The organism is Kitasatospora sp. CB01950 (assembly GCF_001905465.1).
Taxonomy (GTDB): Bacteria; Actinomycetota; Actinomycetes; order Streptomycetales; family Streptomycetaceae; genus Kitasatospora.
Genome location: NZ_LISX01000009.1, coordinates 101594 through 115710, shown reverse-complemented (window position 1 = coordinate 115710; position 14117 = coordinate 101594). Strand labels below are relative to the sequence as shown.

Genomic DNA, 14117 nt, shown 5'->3' with positions numbered 1-14117 from the left:
GCCCAGGGTGGCCCCCGCAGGGCCATCCTGCGCGTTGCCGGGGCTTCTAGGCTGGGCGCGTGGCCACTACACCCCTGGGCAACTTCATCCGCGCCAAACGGGACGCCGTCCAACCGGCGGCCCTCGGGCTGCCGGAGCGCCGACGCCGCCGGTCGCCGGGGCTGCGCCGGCAGGACCTCGCCGACCGGGCCGACGTCAGCGTCGAATACCTCGCCCGGATCGAGCAGGGCCGCGACCGAAACCCCTCGCCGGCGGTGGTCGGCGCGCTCGCCGACGCGCTCCGGCTGGACGCGTCCGAACGCAACCACCTGCGCTACCTCGCCAAGATCACCGGCGACGCGTGCGCCGTCGACGTCCGGCCCGTACCGCCCTCCCGGGAGGTGCGCGGGTCCGTGCTGCGGATGCTCGAACTCCTGGAGCCGGGCGCGGCGTTCGTGACCAACCGGCTGGGCGACGTGCTCGCCCACACCGCCGGCTTCCGGGCGGTGGTCGGCGCGGCGGGCCTGCTCGACGCGGACCGGCCCAACCTCAACCACTACCTGTTCACCGACCCGCGGGCCCGGGCCTTCTTCGCCGACTGGGACGACGTCGCGGACGAGCAGACCTTCGACCTGTGGCAGGCGCCGTCGCTGGAGAACCTGGAGTGGCTGACCGCCGAACTGGCCCCCGCCGCGGGCGAGGAGTTCACCCGCCGCCTGCACCTGGCGACGGTGCCGCGCCGCGGCGTCCTGCGGCTCGACCACCCCGAGGGGCACCGGCTGCGACTGCTCCGCGAAACCCTCGAACTACCCGGTGACGCACAGCAGTTGGTGGTCCTGATGGCCGAGGACGCGGCCACCGCCGCAGTGCTGGCCGGGTCCGGGAGCCGGCTGCGGTCCGTGTCCTGAGAGCGGTGGGGCGGGTCACCCGATGTCGGTGGCGCTCAGGCGGATGGTGGCGGTGCTTCCGGTGACAGTACGGGCAGCTCGCCCTGATCGTCTTCGCGGTGCTGGCGGTGGCCGGCGAGCACAGCTCAGGAATGATCCGGACCTCGCTGCTGGCGGTGCCCGACCGGGGCCGGCTCTACCTGGCGAAGACCGCGGCAACGGCCCTGGCGGCACTGGCGTTCGGCGCGCCCGTGACCGTGGCCGGTTATCTGGTCACGCAGTACGCGCTCGGCCCGCACGGCGCGGGCATCGGGGCGGACGGCGTGCCCGGCGCGCTGGTCGGCGCGGTCGGCTACCTGGTGCTGATGAGCCTGTTCGCGGCCGGGCCGGCCGCGGCGGCCCGCAACGCCGTCGTCCCGCTGATCGTGCTGCTGCCGATGGTGCTGGCCGGCTCGCACCTGCTGTCGCTGCCCGGCGCGACCAGGGAACTCTCCCGCTACCTGCCGGACCGGGCCGGGGCCGAACTGCTCACCGTGGGCTCCCGCGACGGGCTGCGCGGACTGCTGGTGCTGATCGCCTGGACGGCCGCCGCACTCGGGCTCGGGCTGCTGCCGCTGCGGCGCTGGGACGGATGACGGAGCTGTGGAGGGGACGTGAGGGACTCGCGGTCACTCAATGGCGTCAACACCACTCGAAGGAGTGAACTGACGCTCCGTGTTGCTGAGGTGACGCACGGTTCGAGAAGACTGGCGGCAGTCGAGAGCGCGAACCCCTCCCCGTGCGTGGTGCCGGGTGGGTCGCGGGTGCGCTCTGCCGTTTCACCATGTGTGGGGGTTTCCTGTCATGTCTGTTCTGCGTACGGTCGCCGCGTCCGCCCTTGCCGCGTCCGCCCTCGCGGTCGCGCTGCCGATGCCGGCCCATGCCGCCGACGCCGGCGCGTCCGCCAAACCCGGGAAGGCGAGCGCCGTGACCGCCGAACTCGCCCTGGACGTCACGCTGTTGAACGCGATCAAGGTGCCCGTGAACGTGGCCCTGAACAAGGTCGAGTCGCCCGCCCAACGGGACGGGGCGATGCTCACCGCGACCGTCGACGGCGTCGACAACGGGAAGCCGGTGAACCTGGTGAAGGCGCAGGTCGGCAAGTCCGTCACCAAGGTCGACGACAAGCAGGCGACCGCCTCGGTGCAGCTGGTCGGCGCGGACGTGCACGTGCCCGGCCTGCCGCTGACCACACTGCTCGGCCTCGACGCGATGAGCACCGAGGTGACCTGCCCGGTGAACGGGCAGCCGACCGCCAAGGTGACCTCCCCCGTGAAGCTCACAGTGCTCGGCAAGTCGGTGACCGTCGGCCTCAACTCGCCCACCCACGTGGACGTTCCGGCGATCGGCACGGTCGACGTCGAGTTCTCGAAGAAGACCGTCACCAGCAGCACCGCCGCCGCCTCCGCGCTGGAGGTGCAGGTGTCGATCAACCCGCTGAACCTGAACGTCGCCAAGGTGGACGGCAAGGTGACGATCGCCGCGGTGTCCTGCGAGAAGCCGGTGCCCGCCGCCGCGCCCGCCACCGACACCTCCGCCACGCCGAGCCCGTCCGGCACCGCCCCCGGGACGACCGGACAGAACCGGACGGCGCCCAAGGAGTCCGGCGAGGAACTCGCGTACACCGGCTCCACCGGAACCGCCGCGATGGCCGCCGGCGGCTTCACCCTGCTGGTGGCCGGCGGGGCCGCGGTGTGGATGACCCGCCGCCGCCGCGCCGCGCACGCCCGCCAGCGCTGATTCCCGGCCCCAACGGTCCCGGTGGCGTGCCCCCGCACCGTCGGTGCACTCGCGGACGGTGAGCACGCCGCCGCGGACCGTTGGTTCACATGGGCGTTACATAGGAGGAACAACCGGGAAACGGCGGCTTGCGAGGCTACGCAGGCACCCACCACCCGAGCAGTGAGGTTCACCGCGATGGCAATCAAGGCCGAGTACATCTGGATCGACGGCACCAAGCCGACCGCGAAGCTGCGTTCCAAGACTCGTGTCCTGCCGAACGCGGACAAGATCCCCACCTGGGGCTTCGACGGTTCCTCGACCAACCAGGCCGAGGGCCACGCCTCGGACCGTGTGCTCGACCCGGTGCGCGTCGTCCCGGACCCGATCCGCGGCGGCGACCACATCCTGGTGCTGTGCGAGGTGCTGGAGACCAACGGCACCGCCCACGAGTCCAACCACCGCGCCCTGCTGCGCGAGGTCGCCGAGCGGTACGCCGACCAGGAGTCGATCTTCGGCATCGAGCAGGAGTACACCTTCTTCAAGGGCTCCCGCCCGCTCGGCTTCCCCGAGGGCGGCTACCCGGCCCCGCAGGGCGGCTACTACTGCGGCGTGGGTGCCGAGGAGGTCTTCGGCCGCGAGATCGTCGAGCTGCACCTCGACCGCTGCATGAACGCCGGCCTGGCGATCTGCGGCATCAACGCCGAGGTCATGCCCGGCCAGTGGGAGTTCCAGATCGGCCCGGTCGACGCGCTGACCGCCTCCGACGACCTGTGGATCGCCCGCTACCTGCTCTACCGCACCGCCGAGGAGTTCGGCATCGACGCCACCCTGGACGCCAAGCCGGTCCGTGGCGACTGGAACGGCGCGGGTGCGCACACCAACTTCTCCACCAAGGCGATGCGCGAGGGCTACGAGGCCATCATCACCGCCTGCGAGTCGCTCGGCGCCTCCCAGGAGAAGGTCCTGGAGCACGTCAACCAGTACGGTGACGACATCCAGTCCCGCCTGACCGGCAAGCACGAGACCGCCCCGTGGAACGTCTACTCCTACGGCGTCTCCAACCGCGGCGCTTCGGTCCGCATCCCGTGGCAGGTCGAGGTGGACCAGAAGGGCTACATCGAGGACCGCCGCCCGAACGCGAACATCGACCCGTACGTGGTCACCCGCCTGCTGATCAACACCTGCTGCGAGGCCCTGGAGAAGGCCGGCCAGGTCTGATCCGCGCCCTCCGCGCATCGCGAACGGCGCCCGCCGAACCCCTTCCCGGGGGTCGGCGGGCGCCGTCGTCGTCTCGTCGTCTCGTCTCGCTGTCACGTCTGGCCGTGACTTCTCGTCGTTACATGCGGGTGAAGCCGTGGGTGCGGCCGACCGGCACGAAGCCCCGGCGGGCGTACCACTGCTGCGGCCAGTCCTCGGCGTCCGCGACCAGGAAGCGCAGGCCGTCGGGGGCCTGCTCGGCGGCCAGGCGCAGGGCGGTGGACAGCACCCGGCCGGCGAGGCCGCGATGCTGTCGGCCCTCCGCCGTCGCCAGGTCCTCGACCTGCGCGGTGCCCGCCGCGTCCTGGTAGAGGTCCGCCCAGGAGCCGAACTCGCCGTCGGCGTCCCGCGCGGCCAGGATCAGCACCCGGTCCGCGCCGGCCTCGCGGGCGGTGCGCCGCGACACCAGCTGCCCGATCGATTCGTCCGAAGCCCACGGCAGCCAGTTGCGCCACTGGCGGTCCAACGCCGGTGCCAGCTCGGCCAGTTCGACCTGCTCCGCGCCGCCGGCGCTCGGCACCGGCCCCCGGTGGACCATCACCAGTTCCGTCTCGTGCTGGTACCCGGCCGCGACCAGACCCGGGGCCAGCGCCAGCGCGGACGCGTCGTCGAACACCGCGATCCGCCGGTGCCCGAGGTGCCCGAGCACCTCCTCGGCCAGCCCCGCCACGTCCATGCCGCTCGGCGGGGCGTCCAGGATCAGCTGGTTGTGCTCGTGCGAATACCGGTACGGCTCGCTCAACACCGCGAAACCGCCCGGGAGTTCGACGACCTCGTCGGCCTGCCGACGGGCGAACCCGCGACGGAACTCCAGCGCTGTCCGCAGACTCTCCTCGCCCATCATCCGGCCATCGTAGGCCGGACGTGCAGATCTACCGACCGAATAGCCCGGCTTGAGTCTCCCGCCGGGGGAGACCGCACAGTGGGGCCATGGACGGCGAAGAGCTGGTGACGATAGGCGAGTTGGCGCGACGGACCGGACTGACGGTGAAGACCGTCCGCTACTGGTCGGACACCGGCCTGGTGCCGTCCACCGACCGCACCCCCGCCGGGTACCGGCGGTACCGGACACAGGCCGTGGCGCGGCTCGAACTGGTCCGCACCCTGCGGGAGTTGGGGATAGGGCTGGCGACGATCCGGCAGGTGCTGGAACGGGAGAGCACAGTCGCCGAGGTGGCCCGCGCGCACGCGGACGCCCTCGACGCACAGATCCGCACGCTGCGGCTGCGCCGGGCGGTGCTCCGCACGGTCGCCGAACAGGGAAGCGAAACGGAGGAGATCGCGTTGATGCACCGACTGGCGAGGCTGTCCTCGCAGGAACGGCGCCGGATGATCGAGGAGTTCGTCGAGGACACCTTCGGCACGGCGGACGCCAACCCCGAGCTGGTGGCGATGCTCCGCACGGCGGTGCCGGAACTGCCGGAGGAACCCACCCCGGCGCAGGTCGCGGCCTGGGTCGAACTCGCCGAACTCACCCAGGACGCCGCCTTCCGGGCCTCGCTGCGACGGATGGCCGCCTACCAGGCCGCGGAACGCGCCGCCGGCGACACCACCGGGCTGCACCACGAACTCACCGAACACGTCCGCGAGGCCGTCACCGGAGCCCTCGCCGCCGGCCTCGCCCCCGACGCGCCGCAGGCCGCGGCCGTCGTGGCCGACCTGACCGCACGCTACGCCCAGGTCTTCGACCGCCCGGACGACGCCGCCCTGCGCACCTGGCTGCTCGCCCGTCTCGACGTCGCGGCCGACCCCCGGGTCGAGCGCTACTGGCACCTGCTGTCCCGCGTCAACGACTGGCCGGAGCCGCCCTCGCTGACGCCGGTGTTCGACTGGTTCGGGGCGGCCCTGCGCGAGGTCGCGCGACGGCCGACGGGGTCCTGAGGCGCGAACGGGGTGAGGTGGCGGGGACGGTCACTACGCTGGGGGCATGACCGACACTCCGCCCCCGCCGTCCCCCGTCGCGTCCGGTGACTTCACGTCGCAGGAGGTGGCGCGCGGGCGGGCGTTGCGGCGGGCGCAGGTGCCGTGGGCGCTCGGGGGGCAGGCCGCGTCGCTGGGGTTGGCGGCGGCGCTCGGGTTCACGGCGGCCGGGGCGGGGCTGGTGACGGCGGTCGGCAGCTGGTTCGGCGGCAGTTGGGCGGCCGAGGTGCTGGGCGGGAGCGCGGCGCTGGTGCTGCTCGGACGGGCGGTGACGCTGCCGTTCTCGGCCCGGGTCCGGGTCGCCCGCGCCCGGTTCGGGCTGGTCACCCAGGGCTGGGCCGGCTGGGCGGTGGACGTCCTGCGCGGCACGGCCGTCACCCTCGCGCTGTTCCTGCCGCTCGCGCTCGGCCTGTACACGCTGATCGGCCGCTCGCCGGAGCACTGGTGGGTGGCGGGCGCGCTCGCGGCGGCGCTGCTGACGGTGGCGCTGTCGTTCCTGCACCCGCTGGTGATCGAGCCGCTGTTCAACCGCTTCTCCCCGCTGCCGGACGGCGAACTGCGCACCGCCCTGCTGGAGTTGGCCCGCCGCGACGGCATCGCGGTGCGCGACGTGCTGGTCGCCGACGCGTCCCGCCGCACCACCGCGCTGAACGCGTACGTCTCCGGCTTCGGCCCGACCCGCCGGATCGTGGTCCACGACACCCTGCTGGAGACCGCCGACCCGCGCGAGGTCGAACTCGTCGCCGCCCACGAACTCGGCCACGTCAAGCACCGCGACGTCGCCACCGGCACCGTGCTCGGCGCGCTCGGCGCGGCCGTCGTGGTCCCGGTCCTCGCCGCCCTGCTCGCCTGGCAGCCACTGCTGGACGCCGCCGGCGCCGCCCACCCGCAGGACCCGCGTTCGCTCCCGCTGCTCGCCGCCCTGGCCGCCCTGCTCGGCGCGGCCAGCACCCCCGTCCAGTGCGCCGTCAGCCGCCGCATCGAAACCCGCGCCGACCGCCACGCCCTCGAACTGACCGGCGACACTGAGCAGTTCATCGCCATGCAGCGCCGCCTCGCGGTCGCCAACATCTCCGACCCCGCACCGCCCCGCGCCCTCGAACTCCTCCTCGCCACCCACCCCAGCGCCACCCGCCGCATCGCCGCCGCCCGCGCCTGGCAGGCCGAACAGGCGTCCTGAGCCGAAACGGTGGCCGGGCGGGCCGGGCGTGGGAGAGAATCCGGCACCGACCGACCGAGGGGGAGCCCATGGCAGACCGTCCGCTGCTGATGCTGGATGTCGACGGCCCGATCGCCCCGTACGGCGGCTTCTTCCGCCCCCGGGGCTACCGGACGCACCGGGTGCCGTCGCAGACCTGGCGGCAGCGCCAGCTCGACAAGGGCGTGACGGACCCGAAGCCGCTGCGGGTCCGGCTGAACCGCACCCACGGGCCGTCCCTGCTGGCCCTGCCGTACGACCTGGTGTGGGCGACCGCCTGGTGCGCGGAGGTGGACGAGCACCTGGCGCCGCTTCTCGGACTTCCCCGACTCCCGTACGTGAACTGGGAGTCGATGTTCCACAAGGACCCGGACGGGCTGCACTGGAAGACCCGGCAGCTGGTGTGCTGGGCCGACCAACAGCCGTTCGCCTGGGTGGACGACGAGATCGGACCGCAGGACACCGAGTGGATCGCCGCCCACCACCCGGGCCCGGCGCTCACCCTGAAGGTCGACCCCCGGTACGGGCTGCGACCGGCGCACTTCGCGCAACTCGCCGACTGGGCGCAGGAGATCGCCCGTTGAGGGCCGCCGCGCCATAATCGCTGGCCGGGCCGGGTGGCGGCAGGAGAGAATTCGGGACCGCACCATCCGAGGGGGAGTTCATGCCGGACCGGCCGTTGCTGATGCTGGACGTCGACGGGCCGATCGCGCCCTACGTCGGCAGCCCGTACCGGAGGCCCGAGGGCTACCTGACGTACCGGGTCGAGTCGCAGGCCTGGCGGCAGCGCCAGCGGGAGGCGGGCATCCGCAACCCGAAGCCGCTGCGGGTGTGGCTGCACCCCGAGCACGGTCCGTCCCTGCTGGCCCTGCCGTACGACCCGGTGTGGGCGACCACCTGGCGCGCCGAGGCGAACGAACACCTGGCCGGCCTCCTCGGCCTGCCTCAACTGCCGTACGTGGACTGGGAATCGATGCATCACGCCGATCCGGACGGACTGCACTGGAAGACCAGGCAGCTGGTGGCGTGGGCCGCGGGGCGGCCGTTCGCCTGGGTGGACGACGAGATCGAACCGCAGGACACCGAGTGGATCGCCGCCCACCACCCGGCACCGGCGCTCACCCTGACCGTGGACCACCGGTACGGGCTGCGGGCCGAGGACTTCGCACAACTCGCCGACTGGGCAGAGGAGATCGGACGATGAAGGTCGCCGCGCTGTACCGCCACCCCGTGAAGTCGATGCTCGGCGAGGAGATCGCCCGGGCCCGGATCGACGAGCACGGCGTCGAGGGCGACCGGCGCCACGCCCTGCTCGACGTGACGACCGGGCGGATCGCCAGCGCCAAACAGCCGCGCCTGTGGCGGAAGTTGCTCACGCTCCAGGCCGAGAGCGTGGACGGCGGGGTGCGGATCACCGGCCCCGACGGCGCCGAGCTGAAGGACGGCGACCTCGGCGCGCTGCTGGGCCGCCCCGTCCGGCTGATCAGTGAACGGCCACCCGGTTCGACGCTGCTGCGCTCGGTGCCCGAGAAGGTGCTGGCGGACGGCATCGAGGCCGAAGTCGACTACACCGTACAGGAGTTCGGCAAGGCCGCCGCACCCGGCAGCTTCTTCGACTTCGCGCCGCTGCACCTGGTCACCACCGCCAGCCTGGCCGGCACCCCGGTGGTCCGCTACCGGCCCAACCTGGTGATCGACGTCGACGCCGAGCCGTTCGTCGAGAACGACTGGGTCGGCCGCGAGCTCACCGTCGGCCCCGACCTGCGGCTGCGCGTGATCGCTGCCAGCCCGCGCTGCGCCGTCCCCACGCTCGCCCACGGGTCGCTGCCCGCCGACCCGGAGGCGCTGCGCCGCCCGGCCCGGCTGAACCGGACAGAGCCGCTGCCCGGCCTGGGCCCGATGCCCTGCCTCGGCGTCTACGCGCAGGTGGTCACGCCGGGCGTGGTGGAGGCCGGCCACCGGGTCGAGCTGGACTGAGTCCGGCCACCGGGTCGAGCTGGACTGAGGCCGGCCACCGGGTCGAGCTGGACTGAGCCGACTCAGCCCGGGACGGCCGCGGCCAGCGCGTCGAGGAAGCGGTCGGTGGTGTCGCGGTCGCGGACGGCCAGCCGCAGCCAGTCGGGGCCGAGACCGGGGAAGGTGTCGCCGCGGCGGACGGCGAACCCGGCGGCGCGCAGGCGGTCGCGGACGGCGGTGGCGCCGGGGAGCCGGATCAGCACGAAGGACGCGGCGGGGTCGCCGTACACCCGGACGGCGGGGAGCGCGGCAAGGCCCTTGAGCAGGTGTTCGCGGTCGAGCGCGGTGGCGCGGGCGGCGGCGTCCGCCTCGGCCAGGGCGGCGGGCGCGGAGCAGAGTTCGGCGGCGGCCAGCGCGGGCGTGGAGACCGGCCACAGCGGCTGGGCGGCGGCGAGTTCCGCGACCAGCCCGGCGGGGGCCAGCAGGTAGCCGATCCGCAGGCCGGCCAGGCCCCAGGTCTTGGTGAGGCTGCGCAGCACCACCACCCGGCCGGGCAGGTCGCGGGCCCCGGCGAGGGACTCGGTCTCGCCCGGGTCGGTGTCCATGAACGCCTCGTCGACCACCAGGGTCCGCCCGGGGCGGGCGAGTTCGGCCAGTGCGGCGGCCGGGTGCAGGATGGAGGTGGGGTTGGTGGGGTTGCCGACCACCACCAGGTCGGCGTCCTCGGGAACGGCCCCCGGCGGCAGGCGGAAACCCTGCTCCGGCGTGAGGAGGACCCGGTGGACGGTGTGCCCGGCGTCCCGCAGCGCCGCCTCCGGCTCGGTGAACTGCGGGTGCACCACCACCGCGTGGCGCGGGCGCAGCACCCGGGCGAGCAGTACGAACGCCTCGGCCGCGCCGGCGGTCAGCAGCACCTCGGCGACCGGCCGCCCGTGCCGGGCGGCGACGGCGGTGCGGGCCGCGGTGCCGTCCGGGTACGCGGCGAGGGTGCCCAGGGTGGCGGCGAGACGGTCGCGCAGCCACGGCGGCGGGGTGCCGGTGCGGACGTTCACCGCGAGGTCGACCAGACCGGCGGAGCGGACTTCGGCGTCGCCGTGATGGCGCAGATCGGGTTCGGCGTTCACCTGGGGGCCTCCGGTGGGGGTGCGGCGAGAGCTGCGGTGGCCGTCGCCGAGGCGGTGCGCGGCGCGAGCAGGCGGGCGCCGGGCCCGGCTGCGGCCAGCGCGGCGGCCTCCGCGACGCTCGGGGTGCCGACCGCGGCGGCCACCCGGGCCGAGCCGGCGACCGGGACGGCGGCCAGTTCGGCGGCCGGCCGGCCGACCAGCGGGACGTCCAACTCCCGTGCCGCGAGCCGGAGTCCGGGCTCGGCGAGCTTGCTGTCCAGGGTGGCGACCAGGGCGACGGCGGAACGGTCGAGGCCGCAGGCGGCGAGCGCGGCGTCGGCGGTGCGGAGCAGCTCGGCGGCGGGGGTGCCGCGGCGCAGCCCGAGCCCGAGCACCACACGGGGGGTGGCTGTCATGCCCGGCCCTCCCGTTCCTCGTCCACCGCGCCGGTCGTGCGCGCCGGGCCGCGAAGATCCCACCATGTCGGTCCGATCAGGGTCAATCCGGGTAAGTGTGAGACGCGCCGCTCCGACAAGGCCCGGGCGGGAGGGGTGAGTTGCACAGCCAACCATTCGCTTGTTCTTAACCTGTCAAAAGCCTCGTCGGCCACCGCCCGCGCCTAGGGTTTCCGGCGCTCCACCAGTTCAGCCCTCGTACGTTCCTTGCCCCGAAGGGACCACGCCATGACCGCTGCACCGCTCACCCGCCGCACCAAGCGCCGCCTCACCGCGATCGGCAGCACCGTCGCCCTCGCCGCCGCCTCGCTCGGGCTGTGGGCCGCCACCGGCTCCACCGCGCAGGCCGCCGCGCTCCCCTCGCCCGACCACGTCATCGTGGTGGTGATGGAGAACCACGCCTACAGCCAGGTGATCGGCAGCTCCAGCGCCCCCTACCTGAACGGCACCCTGAAGGCCGGCGGCGCCGACCTCGCCCAGTCCTACGGCCTGACCCACCCGTCCGAGCCCAACTACTACATGCTGTTCTCCGGCTCCAACCAGGGCCGCACCGACGACAGTTGCGTCAAGGTCGGATCGATGACCGCCCCCAACCTGGCGTCCGAGCTGATCGCCGCCGGCCAGACCTGGGGCTCGTACAACGAGACCCTGCCCAGCCAGGGCTCCACGGTCTGCTCCAGCGGCAAGTACGCGCAGAAGCACAACCCGTGGTTCGGCTTCGCCAACGTGCCGACCAACACCGCGTACACCTTCGCCCAGTTCCCCACCGACTACACCACCCTGCCGAAGGTCTCCTTCGTGGTGCCGAACCTGTGCAGCGACATGCACGACTGTTCGGTCTCCACCGGCGACACCTGGATCAAGAACAACCTCGGCGCGTACGCCACCTGGGCACAGACCCACAACAGCCTGCTGGTGGTCACCTTCGACGAGGACAACAGCCTCTCCGGCAACCGCATCCCCACCCTGGTCTACGGCCAGCACGTCATCCCCGGCTCCAGCAGCTCCACCACCTACAACCACTACAACGTGCTGCGCACCCTGGAGGACCTGGCCGGCCTGAGCACCCACGCGGGCAACGCCGCCGGCGCCTCCGACATCACCGGCATCTGGAACTGACGCCGGATGTACCTCGCGGACGCCCGCTCCACCAAGAGTGACCGCGCCGCGGCCGCCACCCCGGGCACCCGCCCGGGGCGGCGCGCCGCCGTCCCCGGCACCGTGCTCGCGCTCGGCGCCGTCAGCCTGGTCACCGACGTCTCCTCCGAGATGGTCAGCGCGGTCCTGCCGCTGTACGTGGTCGCCGCGCTCGGCCTGTCCCCGCTCGGCTTCGGCCTGCTCGACGGCATCAACAACGGCGTCGGCGCGCTGGTCCGGCTGCTCGGCGGCCACCTCGCCGACCGCGGCGGACGCGGCCACAAACTCGTCGCCGGGATCGGCTACGGCCTGTCCGCGCTGTGCAAGCCGCTGCTGCTGCTCGTCCACACCGTGCCGCTGATCGGCGGCGTCCTCGCGATCGACCGCACCGGCAAGGGCCTGCGCACCGCGCCGCGCGACGCGATGATCTCGCTCGCCACCGCACCCGAACACCGCGGCCGCGCGTTCGGCGTCCACCGCGCCATGGACACCACCGGCGCGCTGCTCGGCCCGCTGCTCGCCTTCGCCGTCCTGCGAATCACCGACGACCGGGCCGAACGGGCCGGCTACGGCGCGGTGTTCACCGTCTCCGGGTGCGTGGCCGTGCTCGGCGTGCTGCTGCTGGTGCTGTTCGTGCCCGGCCGCGTCGCTCCCGCCGCCGTGCCGCCGGGCCGTGTCGCTCCTGCCGCCGTGCCGCCCGGCCCCCGGCCCACGCTGCGGGACGCGATCGCGCTGCTGCGACGGCCCGCGCTGCGCCGACTCACCCTGGCCGCCGTGCTGCTCGGCCTCACCACCGTCAGCGACTCCTTCCTCTACCTGCTGCTGCAACGCGAACTCGCCCTGCCTGCCCACCTGTTCCCGCTGCTGCCGCTCGGCACCGCCGCCGTCTTCCTCACCCTCGCCGTCCCGCTCGGCCTGCTCGCCGACCGGATCGGCCGCCGCACCCTCTTCCTGGCCGGCCACGTCGTGCTGCTCGGCGCGTACGGCACCGTCCTCTCCCCACTGCACGGCGTGGGCGCCGCCGTGCTGGTCCTGCTGCTGCACGGCACCTTCTACGCCGCGACGGACGGGGTGCTCGCCGCCGCCACCGCCGCGACCGTCCCCGACGAGCAGCAGGGCGCCGGCCAGGCCCTCGTCGGCACCGGCCAGGCCCTCGCCCGCTTCACCTGCTCCCTCGCGTTCGGCGCCGCCTGGACCCTCTGCGGCCCCCGCACCGCCCTCGCCGCGACGACGGTCGCCCTGGCCGTCGCCGCCCTCGCCGCCACCCGCCTGCTCCGCCCGACCGCCACGACCGGCTGATGCGCCGCCATCCCGCGACCGCTCACGAACCCCCGCCCGGAGGGCACCTCACATGACTGCTCCCGTCGTCGCAGAGCCGGACTCCGAGACGCCCGAACCTCCCGGTGGGAACGTGCGGCGCAAGGTGCTGGTGCTGGTGGTCGCCGTGCTGCTGCTGGCCGGGGTCGGAACCTTCGCGGTCCGGTACGCCGCCGGGCGGGCGGACCGGCGCAACCAGGAGCAGGCGGGCGGCCCGCCGGTGCGGGAGGGTGCGGTGACGCTGCAACCGGCGGGGCGTCAGCTGCTGCTGCGCAACCTCGCCTGGGGGCCGCACCGGGACGAGGTCGCGGCCGTGCCCGCCGACCGCCCGGACGGGCCGCGGACCGCGTCCGGGGTGAAGTGCCTGCGCTTCCACGCCGCCGCCGGCACCGGCATCTGCCTCCAGGCCGAGCACGGCGCGCTGGACGACACCTACCACGCGTCCGTGCTGGACGCCTCGCTGCACGAGGTCAGGCGCTTCCCCGCGCCCGGCATCCCCACCCGCTCCCGGGTCTCCCCGTCCGGGCACCTGGTCGGCTGGACGGTGTTCGTCAGCGGCGACTCCTACGCGGGCACCGACTTCTCCACCCGCACCGCGATCGTCGACACCCGCAGCTGGCAGTTCTACGACAACCTGGAGACCTTCCAGGTGCTGAAGGACGGCCACCCCGTGCAGGCGTCCGACGTCAACGTCTGGGGCGTCACCTTCGCCGCCGACGACAACCGCTTCTACGCGACGGTCGCCACCGGCGGCCAGACCTACCTGGTGCAGGGCGACCTCGCCGCCCGCACCCTGACCACCCTGCACCAGAACGTCGAGTGCCCGTCGCTCTCGCCGGACGGCACCCGCGTCGCGTACAAGAAGCGGGTGGCCGGCGCCGACCCGGCCGCGCCCTGGCGGCTGTACGTGCTCGACCTCGCCACCATGACCGAGACCGCCACCGCCGAGCAGCGCAACATCGACGACCAGGCACTCTGGTCCGACGACCACACCCTGCTGTACTCGCTGCCCGGCGACTACGGCTCCGACCTGTGGACCACCCCCGCCGACGGCACCGGCACCCCGACCGTCCTGGTCCGCTCCGCCGTCGCCCCCGCCTACCTGGGCTGACGGCGGCGGCCGGACCGACCGGTGGCCGCACCCGGG

Annotated in this window: 15 protein-coding genes; 12 read left to right on the top strand and 3 right to left on the bottom strand. The window is 73.8% G+C overall.

Annotation, left to right across the window (positions count from 1 at the left end):
* Nucleotides 1-59 precede the first annotated feature (59 nt).
* The 4 genes from AMK19_RS22760 (at nt 60) to glnII (ending at nt 3845) form a co-directional block, all read left to right on the top strand.
* Nucleotides 60-887 carry a helix-turn-helix domain-containing protein gene (locus tag AMK19_RS22760; RefSeq protein WP_073814770.1) on the top strand — a complete coding sequence of 276 codons (828 nt, stop codon included), beginning with the start codon at nt 60-62 and terminating at the stop codon, nt 885-887.
* A 131-nt stretch (nt 888-1018) separates the two neighbouring features.
* On the top strand, nt 1019-1501 hold the full coding sequence (locus AMK19_RS22755; protein WP_083647217.1) for a hypothetical protein: 483 nt from the start codon (nt 1019-1021) through the stop codon (nt 1499-1501).
* A gap of 208 nt (nt 1502-1709) precedes the next feature.
* Nucleotides 1710-2645 carry an SCO1860 family LAETG-anchored protein gene (locus tag AMK19_RS38165; RefSeq protein ID WP_073814767.1) on the top strand — a complete coding sequence of 312 codons (936 nt, stop codon included), beginning with the start codon at nt 1710-1712 and terminating at the stop codon, nt 2643-2645.
* A 177-nt stretch (nt 2646-2822) separates the two neighbouring features.
* Nucleotides 2823-3845, top strand: a complete 1023-nt coding sequence (gene glnII, locus AMK19_RS22745; RefSeq protein WP_073814766.1) for a glutamine synthetase GlnII — start codon at nt 2823-2825, stop codon at nt 3843-3845.
* Between the two features lie 118 nt (nt 3846-3963).
* Here the strand turns inward: glnII and AMK19_RS22740 are convergent, their stop codons facing one another.
* Complete coding sequence (locus tag AMK19_RS22740) at nt 3964-4728, bottom strand: GNAT family N-acetyltransferase (RefSeq protein WP_338015807.1); 765 nt, start codon at nt 4726-4728, stop codon at nt 3964-3966.
* Between the two features lie 86 nt (nt 4729-4814).
* Between AMK19_RS22740 and AMK19_RS22735 the strand changes: the two genes are divergently transcribed.
* From AMK19_RS22735 to AMK19_RS22715, 5 genes are all read left to right on the top strand, one after another.
* Nucleotides 4815-5765, top strand: coding sequence for a helix-turn-helix domain-containing protein (locus tag AMK19_RS22735; protein WP_073814764.1), 951 nt, complete (start codon nt 4815-4817; stop codon nt 5763-5765).
* Between the two features lie 46 nt (nt 5766-5811).
* Nucleotides 5812-6984 carry a M48 family metallopeptidase gene (locus AMK19_RS22730; protein ID WP_073814763.1) on the top strand — a complete coding sequence of 391 codons (1173 nt, stop codon included), beginning with the start codon at nt 5812-5814 and terminating at the stop codon, nt 6982-6984.
* Nucleotides 6985-7052: 68 nt separating this feature from the next.
* Nucleotides 7053-7586 carry a hypothetical protein gene (locus AMK19_RS22725; protein WP_073814761.1) on the top strand — a complete coding sequence of 178 codons (534 nt, stop codon included), beginning with the start codon at nt 7053-7055 and terminating at the stop codon, nt 7584-7586.
* 80 nt (nt 7587-7666) lie between these two features.
* Nucleotides 7667-8206, top strand: coding sequence for a hypothetical protein (locus AMK19_RS22720; protein WP_073814760.1), 540 nt, complete (start codon nt 7667-7669; stop codon nt 8204-8206).
* Nucleotides 8203-8979, top strand: a complete 777-nt coding sequence (locus AMK19_RS22715) for an MOSC domain-containing protein (RefSeq protein ID WP_073814758.1) — start codon at nt 8203-8205, stop codon at nt 8977-8979. The genes AMK19_RS22720 and AMK19_RS22715 overlap by 4 nt, the downstream gene beginning before the upstream one ends.
* A 62-nt stretch (nt 8980-9041) precedes the next feature.
* Here the strand turns inward: AMK19_RS22715 and cobC are convergent, their stop codons facing one another.
* Nucleotides 9042-10082, bottom strand: a complete 1041-nt coding sequence (gene cobC, locus AMK19_RS22710; RefSeq protein ID WP_073814757.1) for an Rv2231c family pyridoxal phosphate-dependent protein CobC — start codon at nt 10080-10082, stop codon at nt 9042-9044.
* The gene (locus AMK19_RS22705) at nt 10079-10477 is read right to left on the bottom strand and encodes a cobalamin biosynthesis protein (protein WP_073814755.1); all 399 of its coding nucleotides are present in this window, start codon (nt 10475-10477) and stop codon (nt 10079-10081) included. Before AMK19_RS22705 ends, cobC begins: the two co-directional genes overlap by 4 nt.
* A gap of 267 nt (nt 10478-10744) precedes the next feature.
* On the opposite strand from AMK19_RS22705, the gene AMK19_RS22700 reads away from it, so the two are divergent.
* Genes AMK19_RS22700 through AMK19_RS22690 form a run of 3 tightly spaced genes read left to right on the top strand, consistent with a single transcriptional unit; the run spans nt 10745 to nt 14081 of the window.
* Nucleotides 10745-11635 carry an alkaline phosphatase family protein gene (locus AMK19_RS22700; RefSeq protein WP_073814754.1) on the top strand — a complete coding sequence of 297 codons (891 nt, stop codon included), beginning with the start codon at nt 10745-10747 and terminating at the stop codon, nt 11633-11635.
* Between the two features lie 6 nt (nt 11636-11641).
* Entirely contained in the window at nt 11642-12952 is a 1311-nt protein-coding gene (locus AMK19_RS22695; protein ID WP_073814752.1) for an MFS transporter, read from the top strand.
* A 52-nt stretch (nt 12953-13004) separates the two neighbouring features.
* Nucleotides 13005-14081, top strand: coding sequence for a TolB family protein (locus AMK19_RS22690; RefSeq protein WP_073814750.1), 1077 nt, complete (start codon nt 13005-13007; stop codon nt 14079-14081).
* Nucleotides 14082-14117 lie beyond the last annotated feature (36 nt).